Origin of the sequence: Actinomadura hibisca NBRC 15177, from assembly GCF_001552635.1 — a bacterium.
Classification (GTDB): domain Bacteria; phylum Actinomycetota; class Actinomycetes; order Streptosporangiales; family Streptosporangiaceae; genus Spirillospora; species Spirillospora hibisca.
In genome coordinates this window covers 1-15,443 of sequence record NZ_BCRO01000141.1, presented here as the reverse complement: position 1 = coordinate 15,443, position 15,443 = coordinate 1, and the positions used below count along the sequence as shown (strand labels likewise).

Genomic DNA, 15,443 nt, shown 5'->3' with positions numbered 1-15,443 from the left:
CCCCGGTGGCCGGGGTTGGTGGTCGTGTTCGGGTGCGGGGTTGGGGTTGTTGGGCAGGTAGAGGGTGCGAGGGGCTGCCGGTCAGAGTGTTGGTGTGCCGTGTTCTCGGCAGCAGGTCACGAAGTCCTGGACGATCGGGTCCTCGTCGGAGGTCGGGAGCCATGCGACGGCTATCTTGCTGGCGCTGACGCCGGTGACGCGACGGTAGACGATGCCGGGGCGTGCGTAGAAGCGTGCCGCTGATTCCGGGGCCAGGGCGATGCCGTAGCCGTTCGCTATCGCGTTCAGCCAGTCGTCCGGGTGCTCGGTCACCGCGCCGATGCGGGGTGGGTGGTCCGCGCGCTCATCGGTGGCCAGCCAGTAGTCGCGCCATTGGTTCGTTGTCTCTGGTGCGGCCACGAACGGCTCATCCCACAGTTCGGTGAAGGCGATTTCCTCGCGGTTCGCCAAGGGGTGGCTCGTGGGGAGCGCTACGCATCTGGGCTCGCTGAAGAGGGGCTCTATGCGCAGCTCGTTGTGGTTTGGGAACGGTAGGCGTAGTAGGGCCGCGTCCACGTCTCCCTCGGCCAGGCCGGCGGTCGGGTCGCTCCATGCCGCTTGGCGTGTTTCTATCCGCCAGTCCGGCCGCCGCTTGGTGAACGCCGCGATGATCTGCGGGGTGGCCTCGTTGGCTCCGCTGGCCATGAAGCCCACGCGCAGGACGTGTGCGGCTCGTCCTGCCGTTGTTTTGGTCTGCCGCGCTGTTCGGTCCCAGGTGGCCAGGAGGGCGGGGATCGCTGCGGCGAGGGTCTTGCCTGGTTCGGTGAGCGTCATGCCTGCTCGGGACCGCTCGAACAGTTGCACGCCCAGCAGCCGTTCCAGTTGCTTGATCTGCTTCGTCAGCGCGGGTTGGGACACGTACAGCCGTTCGGCGGCGCGCGTCAGGTTTCCCTCTTGGGCGACGGCGGCGAAGTAGCGCAGCAACCGGGTGTCCACATCCATGCCTCCAGGTTATGGAAGCAGGTATTGGACGGTCTTTCGCCGGGGCGAGAAGAGTTGGTCGCGTTAGCCGATCCAGTAGGGGGCCTCCCGATGTTCATCGCTTACGTTGTCGTCACCGTGGTCACGGTTGTGGTTTGCGCCGTGGTCGCTGTCGCTGACTTCGCGAGGGCCGAGTTCGTGCTCGCCAACTCGGCCGAGGTCGGGGTTCCCCGGTCCTGGCTGCCTTTGCTGGGGGCTCTCAAGGCTGCTGGGGCTGTCGGGTTGCTGCTCGGGTTGCTGGGGGTGCGGCTGCTTGGGATTGCTGCGGCGGTCGGGCTTGTTCTGTTTTTTGCGGGGGCGCTTGGTTTTCATGTGCGCCGCCGTGTCTTCTACAACATCGCCTTTCCTGGTGGGTACTTCGCGTTGGCGATCGCTTCCCTGGTTCTTGCGTGCTGCTCCGAGTAGTTCCAGAACCGGGGGCTGACCTGCCGCAGAGGGGCTTGGGTCTCTGCGGCAGGTCGGGAAGTGGTTAGGTCGGGAGGCTTACGTGGTCCGTTTCGTAGCCGAAGTAGCGGGGGCCTGCCAGTTCTATGCCGCCCGGTGTCAGCCAGCGTGGGTCGCACGGCACGCCCAGCACTGTTACGCGTAGCCCGTATCGCATGTTCTCCGTTGTCACGGGCTCGCCTGTGTCTGTGTCCAGGACGCAGATCAGGTCTGGTGTTGTTGCGATGATTTCGCCGTCGCGGCGGGCTAGGAGGTGCTCGTTCTGGAAGCTCAGTTCCAGTGTCCGGTTGGTGTCGGTGCCGATGCCTTCCAGGCGTGCATCGCCTCTTGCGAAGCCGCCGGATGTGCGGCGTTGCACGTCTACCACCTTGCCTGTCAGGAGGCGTACGCCGTTCAGCATGTCGGCTGCCGCCTCTACGGGGTCGGTGTGGGCGGTGCGTGCTTCGCGTACTGCTCGGCCCAGGTTTTCGGCCAGGGTCAGGGTCGCCGGGACCAGGCTCTCGGCTAGTTGGTCGCCTCGCATTACCGTGTCGGCGCACGATACTGAGCAGCCCATTTCTACGCAGGCCGTGCGTGCCAGGCGTTCGGTCCACAGGTTCGACACTGTTTGGAGGACGAGGGTGTTGCCCTTGTCGTCCGCGACGGCCATGGGCGCCACTGTTACGCCGATCAGGGCGGGGAGCACCATCTGTGCTTCCGGGAAGGCGCGGCCCATTGCGTCGCCGTCCACTAGGGGGAGGCCCGTTTGGGCTGCGGCGATGAACGGCACCATGGAGTTCAGGCCGCCTACCTCGATCGGCATCAGGTGTGTGGCGCGGCGGTTCAGTGTTTTCTCTAGGGCGCGTAGGGCTGTTACCTCTTCGGTGCCTGCTGGCAGTTTTTCCAGGGAGACGGTGGGGGCGCCCATTCCTGAGATTGCTACCACTGTCGCGTCGGCGGGTACTTCGTTGATGTCCACGATGGTGACCGGGCCGTGTTCGCGCATTGCTTGTTGCGCCAGTAGTTTGCCGACGTAGGGGTCGCCTCCGCCGCCGGTGCCGAGGATGCCCGCGCCGCGTGCCATGTCCTCTAGTTGTTCGGGCTTGATCTCACGCACGGGATTCCTCCAGGCGAGTCAGGTCCAGGTCGCCGACGGCCTTCACGCGGATGCGCGTTGCGCCGCCCGGTAGGTACGCGAGCGGCACCTCCTCCACGTCCACGATGGTGACGCTGTTGGGGCGTGCTCCTGCTTTTTCGGCGTGGGCTATGGCTTCCGCTTTTGCTTCGGCCAGGACGGTGTCGCGGTGGCCTTCGGGGATCTGGAAGACGCGGTCCACCTCGCCGCCGACTTGCGCGATTGCTGCGCCGATCGCGTTCGCCACCGCGTAGTGGTCCGGGCGGCGCACGTCGGGGAAGCCTGGCAAGGTGTCGCCTACTAGGACGCTGCCGCCGCCTACGGCTACTACGGGGATCGGGCCGGGGGAGGTTCGCATCCGGTCTACGGTCTCGGCTATGCGTTCGGCTATGTGGGCCAAGGCGGCTTCGACTTTGGTGCGTTCCAGGTGTGCGATGTGGGACGGGTCGCCTATCTCGGCCCTTCCGGCTGCCACGGCCAGGTCTGTTGCGGTCAGGGTGTCGCCGCCGAAGACCAGGGCTTTTTCGGTTAGTTGGTAGCCGACGCTGCGTGGGCCGACCGTTGGGGTGATGAGGTCTACTAGGGAGCCGCCGCCTATGCCCAGGGACAGGACGTCGGGGATGCGGAAGTTCGTGCGTACTCCTGCTAGCTCTGCTTCGCCCGACGCTTCGCGCGGGAAGCCTCCGACCAGCATCCCGACGTCGGCTGTGGTGCCGCCGATGTCCACTACGGCGCAGTCGGTCAGTCCCGACAGGTAGGCCGCGCCGCGCATGGAGTTCGTCGGGCCGGACGCGAAGGTCGCCACCGGGTGGCGGCGGGCGTGTTCGACGTCCATCAGCGTGCCGTCGTTCTGCGACAGGAACAGCGGCGCGGTGATGCCCGCTTCGGTCAGTGACCTGGTGAACGCCTCGACGATCTGGACGGCCAGGTCGCGCAGGGCGGCGTTGACGATCGTCGCGTTCTCGCGCGGCAGCAACCCGACCCGGCCGATGTCGTGCGAGAGGGACAGGTGGATCTCCGGGCCCAGTTCGGCGGCCAGGATCTCGGCCGCGCGCAGCTCGTCGTCGGCGCTGACCGGGGAGAAGATCGAGGAGATGGCGACGGAGCGGACGCCGCGTGCGGCGATGTCGGCGGCGGTTCGGCGTAGCTCCTCGGGGTCGAGCGGAGATATGGGGCGGCCGTCGTACTCGTGGCCGCCGTGGCATTGGTAGACGGCCGGTTCACCGTCGGCAGGGCTCAGCGCGGCGCGCAGCCGGGCGGGCCAGTCCACCATCGGCGGCAGCGACGCGGCGGCGGGCAGGCCGAGCCGGACGGCGGCCGTCGGGGCCAGCCGCGCGCCCTCCACCAGCGCGTTCACGAAGTGCGTCGTGCCGATCATCACGGCGGTGACCGCGCCCGGCGGCACGCCGGAGCCGGTGAGGACGGCGGAGATCGCGGCGACCACGCCGCCGGTCACCTCCGGGGTGGTCGGCGACTTGACGGTCGCCAGCACCCGGTCGCCGTCCAGCAGGACCGCGTCGGTGTTGGTGCCGCCGACGTCGATGCCGATGCGCATGGAACTCCCTCTCAGGCGGTCTGCGCCGCCGCCTCCAGGGCGGCGGCGGGCTGCTCGGGCTGCTCGACGGGCAGTTCGCGCGTGCCGTGCACCAGGCCCAGCTTCGCGGCCACCACATAGCCGATCCCGGCGATCAGCAGCGAGTTCAGGGCGGGGATGCCCCACCAGTGCAGGTGCTCGGAGAACCAGCCGATCGTCGCGGCCGCCGCCCAGAGCACCAGCGTCGCGGGCACCCAGCCCGGCTCGGTCTCCGGCAGTCGGCCGAGCGCGCGGGAGGCGTCCAGCGCGGGCCGCCAGCGCTTGGCGACGAAGTACTCGGCGACCATGATCCCGGCGATCGGCGGGGTCAGCACGCCGAGCACGGTGAGGAAGTCGGTGAAGCGCTCCAGGATCCCGGCGGCGGCGAGCGCGCTGCCCAGCACGCCGATGCCGACGGTGGTGGCGACCCGGTGCAGCCGCACCCCGGTCAGCGACTCCACCGCGTTGATCAGGCCGAGCGCGGCCGAGTACAGGTTCCAGTTGTTGATCTTGACGGTGGCGGAGACCAGGATGATCACGCCGGCGACGCCCGAGGACGCGGTGATGATGGCGATCACGTCGGAGGTCTTGACCGCGTAGGCCAGCAGCACTCCGGCCAGGCCCAGCACGTACTCGCCGAGCGAGATGCCGACCAGCGTCTGCTTCACCACGTCGCCGGTCGTGCGGTTGAAGCGCGTCATGTCGGGGGTGGTGACCGCGCCGACGATGTAGGACCCGGCCACGATCGTCGCGCCCGTCGCCACGGTGATCGCCTCGCCGAACGGCGGGGACGCCACCAGGTCGCCCAGGCTGTGCTTGGACAGCTGCACGCTCATCGCCCAGCCCGCCAGGCCCAGGAACGCCGGGACCGTCACGAACGCCGTCCAGCCCATCGCCTTGAAGCCCTTGAGCACCAGCAACGTCACGCCGAGCCCGGTGACCAGCGACCACACCCACAGCGGCGGCCCGCCCGCCAGCGAGTGCAGCCCGCTGGCGAACACCGCCGTCTGCACCCCGAACCAGCCGAACAGGCTGACCGCGATGACCAGGCCGATCAGGGTGGAGCCGTACCGGCCGAATCCGGTCCAGCGGGCCAGCACCGAGGTGGACAGGCCCTCGCGCATCCCGGCGATGCCGATGAAGATGCACACGACTTCGAGGATCACCGAGCCGAGCGTGAACGCCCAGAACGCGCCCCAGAACGACAACCCCGCGCCCAGCGTCGCGCCGAGCAGGAACTGGGTGAGGTCGGACAGCTGCCCGAAGCGCTGCACCGCCACGTTGAACCACGAGTAGCGGGCCGAGCGCGGGACCCGCTCCAGCGGGAAGTCCTCGTCGGTCGTCTCTGCCATGGGCCGGCCTTTCGGAAAGGGGACTGCGGGGGATTCAGGGGTCACAGCAGGTGCGGGGGACCGGCGGCGCGGGCGTGCAGCCGCAGCGCCACGCCGGGCAGGTAGGGCAGCGGGGTGCGCGAGACGGGCGACACCTGGACGCGGCGCGGGTCGGCCCCGGCCCGGACGGCGCTGGCGCGGGCCTCCTCGCGTACTTTCTCCAGGAGGGCGTCCAGGTCGGTGCGGGCGTCCACCCGCACCATGCGTTCGGCCTGGCCGCCGACCGGGCTGGTCGCCGCGCCGATCGCCCCGGCCACCTCGCCGTGCTCGGGCCGCAACACCTCGGCGACGCCCGGCAGCGCGGCGGGCACCGCGCCCGCGCCGCCGCCGACCACCACCAGCGGCAGCCGCCCGGCGGCGGGCTGCATCCGGTCCACGGCCTCGACGAGCTCGGCTTCCAGGCGCGGGCCCGAGCGCGGTACCCGGATCAGGTCGGGCATCCAGAAGCCCACCGGGACGCCGCCGATGCGCGCGCCGAGCGCCTGCTGCGGGTGGCCGCCGGTCAGCGCGCCCACTCGGATGCGGTGCTCGCCCACGTCGGCGACCACCGCGCCGTCGCGGCCGGTCAGCGTCGCCGCGCCGCGCAGCGTGCTGGCCAGGCTGCTGCCCAGGCCGAGGCCGGGGTGGCGGCGCAGGTGGTCCAGGCCCATCACGCTGCCGTCGCCGCGCGTGACCAGCACCGTCGTGGCCTCGCCGAACGTGGCGCGCAGCCCGTCGGCGAGGGTCCCGGCGACGCGGTGCAGCGCGCCGTTCAGGACGGCGGTGTTCTCGCGCTCCAGCAGCCCGAGCGGGCCCAGTTCGCCCGAGAGCGACAGGTGCACCTCGCCCATCTCGCGCCGGACGATCTCGGCGGCGCGGCGTTCCTGCGCGTCGTCCACCGGCGCGAACACGCCGGTGATCGCGACGCTGTCGGCGCGTCCGGCGAGCCCGGCGGCGAAGCGGGCGACGGCGTCCTCGTCCAGCGGCGTCCACTCGTCGGCGTCGAACCCGCCGCCGCCCTCGACGATCGTGGCGTCCGCGCACACGGCCTCGCGCAGGTCGGCGGGCCAGCCGAACAGCGGCCGGACGGCCCGCGCCGCCTCCCCGCCGATGCGCAGCACCCCGACCCGCGCCAGGTCGCGGCGCTCCACCACCGCCCGCGCCGGGCCGCGCAGCCCCACGCCGACGCGCGTCACCGGGCCGCCGGGCGCGGGCAGCGCCGCCAGCGCCGCGCCGACCCCGGCCACCGGGTCGTCGGGCACCGAGGCGACCTTGGCGGTGGCGCGGACCGCGCCGTCCTCGGCCAGCAGCGCCGCGTCGGTGCGGGTCGGGCCCACGTCGATACCGATGATCATGAGTCGGCCGCCAGCCCGAACGCGGCCGGGCCGCCCAGCGCGAGGCCCGCCGGGGTGCGCCACACCGGCGCGCTCCCGGCCGCCAGCACGCTGACGCGCAGGCCGTAGCGGACGCCGTCCACCTGCACGGCGGCGGCGGTCCGGGTGTCCAGCACCGCGATCACGTTGGGCACCAGGGCGCGGGCGCGGCCGTCCTCGTAGGCGGCGAGGTACTCGCTCTGCGCCTCGATGCGCAGCAGCCGCCCGGCGTCGGCGGCCAGGCCCTCCACGACCAGCGCCGTGGTGCCGTCGCCGGGCCGCTCCACCGCCGCGATCTTGCCGGTGATCAGCCGGTCCAGGTCCGCGCCCGGCGCGGCCGGGACGCCCGCCGCCAGCGCCGCGCCGATCGCCAGCGCCCGCGACACCGAGCCCGCGACGGCCGCTTCCCGCACCTGCCCGGCCCGCAGCGGGTACTCGCTGGTGGCGGCCAGGCCGCCGAACGAGTCCAGCACGCCGCGCGCCAGCCGCTCCAGCCAGCCGCCGTCCACCCGGTGCAGCACGACGGTGCGGCCGCGCTCGTCCACCAGCACGCACGGCGCGGGCGACAGCCCGGCGATCTCCATGGCGGCCTGGTCCATGCGCGGGTAGGCGCGGCCCATCGCGTCGGCGTCCAGCAGCGGCAGGCCGAGCCACGCCGCCCAGGTCAGCGCCGTCAGGCCGCCCGAGCCGCCGATCTCGCCCGACATCAGCGCCGCCACCGGCACGCCGTGCAGCTCCTCGACGGTGGCGCGCAACGTCCGCGCCTGGAGCGGGCCGCCGATCCGCTCGGTCGACACCGTGGGCGAGCCGATGATCCCGCACGACATCACCAGCGCGTCGGCGGGCAGGTCCTCGGGCTGGACGACCCGGACCGGGCCGTGGTCGGCGACGGCCTGCGCGGCGGTCACGAGCGCGGGCCCGACGTCACCGCCGCCGCCCGAGCCGAGCACGGCGCACCCGCGCGCGAAAGCGGGGAGCAGGGTGTCGTCCAGGAACATGTGCTCACAGTAGGAGCGCGCGGTCGCCGGGCCGCTATGCGCACGGCACGTGTTTGTGCAGGTCACTGTGCTTGCGGCACAGGAGGTGGCGGGTAGCCTGCAACCGTGACGACCCTGCCGGGCGACCTGACGGCCCTTCCCACGCTCCCCGGCGGCCTGACCGCGCTGGCCGGGCCGCTGGACGGCCGCGCCGCGACCGGCGTCCGGCTGGTGGAGGATCTGACCACGCTCAGCGCCGTCCCGGAAGGGGCCGTGGCCGTCCTCACCGCGCCCGCCGCCCGCCGCGCCACCGGCTACCGGCTGGACGTGGCGCTGCGGGACGCGGCCGCCGCCGGAGCCGCCGCCCTGGTCCTGACGGCCCCCGCCGAGCCGCCGCCGATCCCCGAGACCGCCCGGGCGATCGCCGAACGCGGCGGCACCGCCCTGCTGCACGCCGCGCCCGGCCCGGAGCTGGCCGCGTTCGTCACCGCCCTCGCGCGGGCGATCGACGGCGACGCCGCCGACGCCCTGGCCCGCCAGACCGCCGCGATCGACGCCGTCCTCGACGCCGCCGGAGACCCCGCCGAGATCCTGGCCGCCGCGTCCGCCGCGCTCGGCGTTCCGCTACGCCTGGACGCGCCCGGCCCCGGCGAGACCGGCGCGACCGCGCGCGGCCCCGACGGCGAGGTCCGGGTCGCCGCCGCCGACCCCGGCGGGCACCTCGGCCGCGCCGCCGCCCGCGTCGCGCGCCTGGCCGCCGAGACCATCGCCCGCGCCGGAGCCGAGGACGTCCCGGTCCGCTCCCGCACCCTGCTGCTGTCGGAGCTGCTGGTCGCGCCCGAAGGGCAGGCGCTGCGGCTGCTGAGCGCCGCCCGCGCCCTCGGCCTGCCGGTGGACGGCTGGCACATCGCGCTGCGCGTCGAGCCCGCCGCGCTCACCGGCCCCGACCGCTACGAGCTGCTCGACGCGGTGGACCGCGCCGCGCTCCGCACCCTGCGCACCGGCGGCGGCGCGCCCTGGCACTCCGCCCGCGCCGACGACGCCCTGCTGCTGATCCGCAGCCAGAGCGCCGACCTCGGCCGCGACGGGCTGCGCGCCGCCGTCGCCACCACCGAACGGCTGCTGGCCGACCTGCGCGCCCGCTTCCCCGACGCCGACCTGCGCGGCGGCGTCGGCGGCGTCCACCAGGGCCCGCTGGGACTGCGCACCTCCGCGCGCGAGGCCCGCACCGCCGTCACCCGGGGCGAGCGCGGCGGCGGGCGGCCGGTGACCGTGCACGACCTGGCCGGGCTCGACCGGATGCTGGGGGAGTGGTACGCCTCCGACACCGCCCGCGCCTCGGCCGCCGAACTGCTCGCCCCGATCGTCGTACTCGGGCCCGAACGCGCCCGGCCGCTGCTGCGGACCTTGCAGTCCTATCTGGACCACCAGGGGTCGCCCGCGCGCGCCGCCGAGGACCTGCACCTGCACCGCAACGCCGTCACCGACCGCGTGCGGCGCGCGTCGGCGCTGCTCGGAGTCGATCTCGCCGACCCCGAACAGCGCCTAGCGGTGCAACTCGCCTGCCGAGCTGTGTTGCCTTAACGGACGCTCAGTCGCGGTGGAAGATCTCGCGGTTCAGGCGTTCCTGGGTCTCTTCGAGGAGCGCCTTCGCGGCCGTCAGGTCGGCCTCCGACAGCTCACGCCCGGAAACGCTCTTGCGCACGTCCGACACGAACGAGCTGAGCAGCCGCTCCAGCTTCAGCCGGGCCACGTCCTCCCGCGAGCCGGTCGCGCTCTTCCAGGCGTCCTCCCAGTTCTTGCGCCACTCGTCCTTCCAGTACTGGGTCTGCTCGCGCCAGTGCTCCTTCTGCCGCTGCCACTCGTCCTTCTGCCGGTCGGTGGTCTCGCGCCACACGTCGCCGGTGACGGCGGTGCCCGAGCGGCTCTGGTCGCGGACGGTGCGGGCGGCCTGGGTCAGCTCCTCGCGCAACGTCCGCACGGTCTGCCGCACGTCCTGCTGCACCTCGCGGGCGAACTCCTGCGCCGAGGCGGAGATCTCCTCTTCCAGCTCGGCCAGCTCGTCCATGCGCCGGATCAGCTCCGCGCGGCCCTGGTCGGTGAGGGAGTAGACCTTCTTGCCCTGCACGACCTCGTGGGTGACCAGGCCCTCGGACTCCAGCCGGGCCAGCCGGGGGTAGATGGTGCCGGGGGAGGGCGAGTAGACGCCGAGGAACCGGTCCTGGAGCAGCCGGATCACCTCGTAGCCGTGCCGCGGGCTCTCCTCCAGCAGCTTGAGCAGGTACAACCGCAGGCGGCCGTGGCCGAAGACGGGGCTCAACTCACTTCTCCGTTCCGGGGGTGGTGATCTCGACGGGGTCGGCGGGACGGCCCAGCAGCGTGACGCCGCCCGCGACGGTGTTGACCGTGACGCGGCCCCCGCCGTCGCCGAGCACGCCGGTGACCCCGCGCGAGACCGGCCGGTCCTGGCGGTCCAGCCCGGCGAAGGAGGTCTCGATCTGCCCGGCGGCCGAGTTCAGCGCGACCTTGGCCCCCGCGCCTTCGGGGATGCGCAGCGTGACCTCGCCCGCGACGGTGGTGACGTCGATGCTCGCGCCCTTCACCAGGTCGATGTCGGCGGCCACGCGCCCGCTGCCGCTGCGCGCGGTCAGCCGGTCCACCGCGCCCCCGGCGAGCGCGAGGTCGCCCGACACCGAGGTGAACGAGACCCGCCCGTCCAGGCCCTGCGCCTCGATCGCGCCGGCCACGGTGTTGACGTCGATGGAGCCGGTCACCCCGTCCAGCGTGACGTCACCGGCGGCGGTCTTGACCGAGGTGCGGGCCGCCAGGCCCGTCACCACCGCGTCGGCCGACACCAGGTTCAGGGTGACCGGGCAGTCGCGCGGCACCGTCACGGTGATCGCCGCGCGGACCTTCTGGGTGCGCAACCAGCTCAGCACGCCCTCCCACAGTTTCTCGTGGGACACCTGGAGCATCCCGGCCTCGTGCGAGACCACCAGCGGAGCGCCCTCCAGGTCGTGGATCTGCACCGAGGGGCGCTCGTCGGTGGCCAGCACCGAGACGCTCCCGGCGATCAGCGTGGCCCTGAGCGCGACCACGCCGTCGAAGTCGAGGGTGGTCGGTTCGTCGATCGTCCAACGCGACATCGGGTCTCGTGCCTTTCGTCCGGGCGCCAGTGTCAGCGGGGCGGATGGCGGGGGAAGCCGGTGGACAACACGATATGTCGCGTTACGGCAAAGTCAAGATGTATCGCGTTGCCGTCTGACCCGCTACTCCTCGTCCTCGTCGTCCAGCCGGGCCAGCCACGTCGCCAGCCGCTCCACGGGCGTCTCGAACTCGGGGTTCAGGTCCACGAACTCGCGCAGCCGCTCGGCCAGCCACGCCAGGCTGACCTCCTCGGCCCCGCGCCGGTCCGCCAGCTCCTCGATGCCCCGATCGGTGAAGTACATGCCTCTCCCTCCAACGCCGAGGGCCCCGGCGCGCGGAAAGCGCGCCGGAGCCCTCGGAACCGCCGTGACTACTTCTTGGCCTTCTCACCGAACAGGCGGACCAGCAGGGCCTCCTGCTCGGCCATGTGCAGCTTGTTCGACCCCACCGCGGGCGAGGACGCCGCCGGGCGCGAGACGCGCTTCAGCTTCAGGCCCTCGATGTGGTGCGGCAGCTTCAGCGCCATGAACGGCCAGGCGCCCTGGTTGGCGGGCTCGTCCTGCACCCACACCACTTCCTCGTGGCCCGGGTACTTGGCGAGCTCGGCCTTGATCTCGTCCACCGGCGGCGGGTACAGCCGCTCGACCCGCACCACGGCGGTGTCGTTGGCCCCCGTCGCGTCGCGGGCCGCCGCGACGTCGTAGTAGATCTTGCCGGTGGTGAGCAGCACCCGCTTGACGCCGGCCGGCTCCACCGCGGCGCTGCTCTCCGGGATGACCGGCAGGAACCGGCCCTCGGTGATCTGCTCGACGCTCGCGGCCGCCGCCTTGTGCCGCAGCAGCGACTTGGGCGTGAACACGATCAGCGGCTTCTGCCGGTCGGCCAGGACCTGCCAGCGCAGCAGGTGGAAGTAGTTGGCCGTGGTGGTCGGGTAGACCACCGTCATGTTGTCCTGCGCGCACATCTGGAGGAAACGCTCGATGCGCGCCGAGGAGTGGTCGGGCCCCTGGCCCTCGTAGCCGTGCGGCAGCAGCAGCACCACGCCGGAGCGCTGGCCCCACTTCTGCTCGCCCGAGGAGATGTACTCGTCGATGACCGACTGGGCGCCGTTGACGAAGTCGCCGAACTGCGCCTCCCACATCACCAGCGCGTCCGGGCGGGTCATCGAGTAGCCGTACTCGAAGCCCAGCGCCGCGTACTCGCTGAGCAGCGAGTCGTGGACGTAGAACTTCGACACGCCCTGCCCGAACTGCTTGAGCGGGGTGTACTCCTCGCCGGACCTGCGGTCGACCAGCACCGCGTGGCGCTGGCCGAAGGTGCCGCGCCGCGAGTCCTGGCCGACCAGGCGCACCGGGTGGCCGTCCTTCAGCAGCGACCCGAACGCCAGCGCCTCGCCGGTCGCCCAGTCCATCGCGTCGTCCTCGACCGACTGCACGCGGCGCTGGAGGATCGGCTGCAGCCGCGGGTGCAGCGAGAAGCCGTCGGGCAGGCTGATCTGCGCGTCGATGATCTGCTTGACGGTCTCGCGGGAGATCGCGGTGCCGACCGACGCGTGGTCGATCGGGATGCGCTCCTCCACGTCCGGCTTGACCACCGAGCCGGGCTCGGCCGGCTTCTTCAGCGCCTCGCGGGTCTCGGTGAAGGCCCGCTCCAGCTGCTCCTGGTAGTCGCGCAGCGCCGCCTCGGCCTCCTCGACCGTGATGTCGCCCCGGCCGATCAGCGCCTCGGTGTAGAGCTTGCGCACCGAGCGCTTGGCGTCGATCAGGTCGTACATCAGCGGCTGGGTGAACGAGGGGTTGTCGGTCTCGTTGTGGCCCCGGCGCCGGTAGCAGACCATGTCGATGACGACGTCCTTCTTGAACGTCTGGCGGTACTCGAAGGCGAGCCGCGCCACGCGGGCGCACGCCTCCGGGTCGTCGCCGTTGACGTGGAAGATCGGCGCCTGGATCATCCGCGCCACGTCGGTGGAGTAGACGCTGGAGCGCGAGTACTCGGGCGCGGTGGTGAAGCCCACCTGGTTGTTGATGATCACGTGCACGGTGCCGCCGGTGCGGTAGCCGCGCAGCTGCGACAGGTTCAGGGTCTCGGCGACCACGCCCTGCCCGGCGAACGCCGCGTCGCCGTGGATCAGCACCGGCAGCACGCTGAACCCGGCCTCGCCGACGTCCAGGACGTCCTGCTTGGCGCGGGCCACGCCCTCCAGCACCGGGTCCACCGTCTCCAGGTGCGAGGGGTTGGCGACCAGCTCGGTGTGGATCTTGGAGCCGTCGTCGGCGACGAAGTCGCCCGAGGCGCCCAGGTGGTACTTCACATCGCCCGAGCCCTGGGCGCTGCGCGGGTCGAGGTTGCCCTCGAACTCGCCGAAGATCTGCCCGTAGGACTTGCCGACGATGTTGGCGAGCACGTTCAGCCGGCCGCGGTGGGCCATGCCGATGACGACCTCGTCCAGGTGCTCCTTGGCCGCCGCGGAGATCACCGAGTCGAGCAGCGGGATGACCGACTCGCCGCCCTCCAGCGAGAACCGCTTCTGCCCGACGAACTTGGTCTGCAGGAAGGTCTCGAACGCCTCGGCGCTGTTGAGGCGGCGCAGCACGTGCAGCTGCTCCTCGCGCGAGGGCTTGTCGTGGGCGACCTCGATGCGCTCCTGCATCCAGGCCCGCTCCTCGGGGTCCTGGATGTGCATGTACTCGATGCCGACGGTGCGGCAGTAGGCCATGCGCAGCACGCCGAGGATGTCGCGCAGCTTCATCGTCGGCTTGCCGCCGAACCCGCCGGTCGCGAACTCGCGCTCCAGGTCCCACAACGTCAGCCCGTGCTGGAGGATGTCCAGGTCGGGGTGGCGGCGCTGCTTGTACTCCAGCGGGTCGGTGTCGGCCATCAGGTGGCCGCGCACGCGGTAGGCGTGGATCAGCTCGTGGACGCGGGCGACCTTGGCGACGTCGTCCTCGTGCGAGGCGGAGATGTCCTTGACCCAGCGCACCGGCTCGTAGGGGATGCGCAGCGCTTCGAAGATCTCGTCGTAGAAGCCGTCCTCGCCCAGCAGCAGCTGGTGGATGCGGCGCAGGAAGTCGCCCGACTGGGCGCCCTGGATGATGCGGTGGTCGTAGGTGGAGGTCACCGTCATGACCTTGCTGATGCCCATCCGCGACAACGTGTCGGCCGACGCGCCGGCGAACTCGGCCGGGTACTCCATCGCGCCCACGCCGATGATCGTGCCCTGGCCCGGCATCAGCCGCGGCACCGAGTGCACGGTGCCGATGGTGCCGGGGTTGGTCAGCGAGATCGTGGTGCCCTGGTAGTCCTCGATCGTCAGCTTGTTGTTGCGCGCCTTGCGGACGATCTCCTCGTAGGCGGCCCAGAACTGGCGGAAGTCCAGCGTCTCGGCGGCCTTGATCGAGGGCACCACCAGCTGCCGCTGGCCGTCGTCCTTGCGCAGGTCGATGGCCAGGCCGAAGTTGACGTGCTCGGGCTTGACCAGCACCGGCTTGCCGTCCACCTCGGTGTAGGCGGCGTTCATCTCCGGCATCGCCGCCAGCGCCTTCACGATGGCGAAACCGATGAGGTGGGTGAAGGAGACCTTGCCGCCGCGCCCGCGCTTCAGGTGGTTGTTGATCACAATGCGGTTGTCGATCAGCAGCTTGGCCGGGATCGCGCGCACGCTGGTGGCGGTCGGCACCGACAGGCTGAGATCCATGTTGGCGGCCGTCCGGGCGGCCACGCCGCGCAGCCGGACCTCCTCCGCGCCGGCCGGCACGGGGGTGGCGGCCGGCTTCTTGGCGGCGGGCTCGGCCGGCTTCTTGGCAGCCGGCTTGGCGGCCGACTGAGCGGCGGCCTTCGGCTGCGCCTGCCCGTCGGCCTTGCCGTCAGGGGCAACCGGCGGCTTGGCCGTCGGCGGAGCCGCCGCGGTGCCGTTGGCGGCCTGGCCCGCAGGCTTGGCCGCGCCGTCGGTCGCCTGGGGGGCCTCCGGGGAGGCGGTGGTCGCGGCGGGCCGGGAGCCCGGCTGGTAGTCCGCGAAGAAGTTCCACCAGGCTTCGTCAACCGAGTTCGGGTCTTCGAGGTACTTCTGGTACAGCTCGTCGACCAGCCACTCGTTGGCACCGAAGTCGGTCATCTTGGGGTCGGCACTAGATTGCGACGACTCTGTCGACACGGCGGAGATCGCCCTCTTCCGCAGCTCGCAGGTGAGTTCTGAGACGAGTCAAGGCTACTCGCCTTCGGGCGTCACTTTTGCAGCCACGAGGTGAGACGCGCCCCGGAGGGCACGATCCGGACGATCTCGCCCAACCGGCGCGGCGGTTCTCGGCGGGATCGGCCGGACCGCGACAGGCTCCCGTCCGGTCCCAGTCCGGTCTCAGGGCCCCTCTCAAAGACCTCAGCCGTCGCGCGAGTGACTAACTGTCGCGGCGGGGCGAAGCCGGAGGCGAG

At 71.9% G+C, this 15,443-nt stretch carries 12 protein-coding genes; 2 read left to right on the top strand and 10 right to left on the bottom strand.

The genetic code is table 11. The annotated features are described in order from the left end of the window. Positions 1 to 81: 81 nt before the first annotated feature. The gene (locus AH6_RS41195; RefSeq protein ID WP_067491766.1) at positions 82 to 981 is read right to left on the bottom strand and encodes a LysR family transcriptional regulator; all 900 of its coding nucleotides are present in this window, start codon (positions 979 to 981) and stop codon (positions 82 to 84) included. A 90-nt stretch (positions 982 to 1,071) separates the two neighbouring features. On the opposite strand from AH6_RS41195, the gene AH6_RS41190 reads away from it, so the two are divergent. Continuing rightward, positions 1,072 to 1,425, top strand: coding sequence for a DoxX family protein (locus AH6_RS41190; protein ID WP_067491764.1), 354 nt, complete (start codon positions 1,072 to 1,074; stop codon positions 1,423 to 1,425). Between the two features lie 64 nt (positions 1,426 to 1,489). Here AH6_RS41190 and AH6_RS41185 read toward each other — a convergent pair whose 3' ends face one another. From AH6_RS41185 to AH6_RS41165, 5 genes are read right to left on the bottom strand one after another with little or no spacing between them, the layout of a single operon-like run. Continuing rightward, positions 1,490 to 2,560 (bottom strand): S-methyl thiohydantoin desulfurase family protein, encoded by a 1,071-nt coding sequence (locus AH6_RS41185; protein ID WP_174555171.1) that lies wholly within the window; start codon positions 2,558 to 2,560, stop codon positions 1,490 to 1,492. After that, positions 2,553 to 4,133: a hydantoinase/oxoprolinase N-terminal domain-containing protein gene (locus tag AH6_RS41180; protein ID WP_067491762.1), complete on the bottom strand. Its 1,581-nt coding sequence runs from the start codon at positions 4,131 to 4,133 to the stop codon at positions 2,553 to 2,555. The genes AH6_RS41185 and AH6_RS41180 overlap by 8 nt, the downstream gene beginning before the upstream one ends. Before the next feature lie 11 nt (positions 4,134 to 4,144). Then, on the bottom strand, positions 4,145 to 5,503 hold the full coding sequence (locus AH6_RS41175) for a purine-cytosine permease family protein (protein WP_067491760.1): 1,359 nt from the start codon (positions 5,501 to 5,503) through the stop codon (positions 4,145 to 4,147). A 41-nt stretch (positions 5,504 to 5,544) separates the two neighbouring features. Next, positions 5,545 to 6,876, bottom strand: a complete 1,332-nt coding sequence (locus tag AH6_RS41170; protein ID WP_067491758.1) for a hydantoinase/oxoprolinase N-terminal domain-containing protein — start codon at positions 6,874 to 6,876, stop codon at positions 5,545 to 5,547. After that, positions 6,873 to 7,892, bottom strand: coding sequence for an S-methyl thiohydantoin desulfurase family protein (locus AH6_RS41165; protein WP_067491756.1), 1,020 nt, complete (start codon positions 7,890 to 7,892; stop codon positions 6,873 to 6,875). The genes AH6_RS41170 and AH6_RS41165 overlap by 4 nt, the downstream gene beginning before the upstream one ends. Positions 7,893 to 7,997: 105 nt before the next feature. On the opposite strand from AH6_RS41165, the gene AH6_RS41160 reads away from it, so the two are divergent. Then, on the top strand, positions 7,998 to 9,455 hold the full coding sequence (locus AH6_RS41160; RefSeq protein WP_067491754.1) for a PucR family transcriptional regulator: 1,458 nt from the start codon (positions 7,998 to 8,000) through the stop codon (positions 9,453 to 9,455). 7 nt (positions 9,456 to 9,462) lie between these two features. Here the strand turns inward: AH6_RS41160 and AH6_RS41155 are convergent, their stop codons facing one another. The 4 genes from AH6_RS41155 to AH6_RS41140 form a co-directional block, all read right to left on the bottom strand. Beyond that, the gene (locus AH6_RS41155) at positions 9,463 to 10,191 is read right to left on the bottom strand and encodes a PadR family transcriptional regulator (RefSeq protein ID WP_067491752.1); all 729 of its coding nucleotides are present in this window, start codon (positions 10,189 to 10,191) and stop codon (positions 9,463 to 9,465) included. A gap of 1 nt (position 10,192) precedes the next feature. After that, on the bottom strand, positions 10,193 to 11,017 hold the full coding sequence (locus tag AH6_RS41150) for a DUF4097 family beta strand repeat-containing protein (protein WP_067491750.1): 825 nt from the start codon (positions 11,015 to 11,017) through the stop codon (positions 10,193 to 10,195). A gap of 123 nt (positions 11,018 to 11,140) precedes the next feature. Further along, complete coding sequence (locus tag AH6_RS41145) at positions 11,141 to 11,320, bottom strand: DUF6104 family protein (RefSeq protein WP_067491748.1); 180 nt, start codon at positions 11,318 to 11,320, stop codon at positions 11,141 to 11,143. Between the two features lie 68 nt (positions 11,321 to 11,388). After that, positions 11,389 to 15,129, bottom strand: a complete 3,741-nt coding sequence (locus AH6_RS41140) for a multifunctional oxoglutarate decarboxylase/oxoglutarate dehydrogenase thiamine pyrophosphate-binding subunit/dihydrolipoyllysine-residue succinyltransferase subunit (RefSeq protein ID WP_067491746.1) — start codon at positions 15,127 to 15,129, stop codon at positions 11,389 to 11,391. Positions 15,130 to 15,443 lie beyond the last annotated feature (314 nt).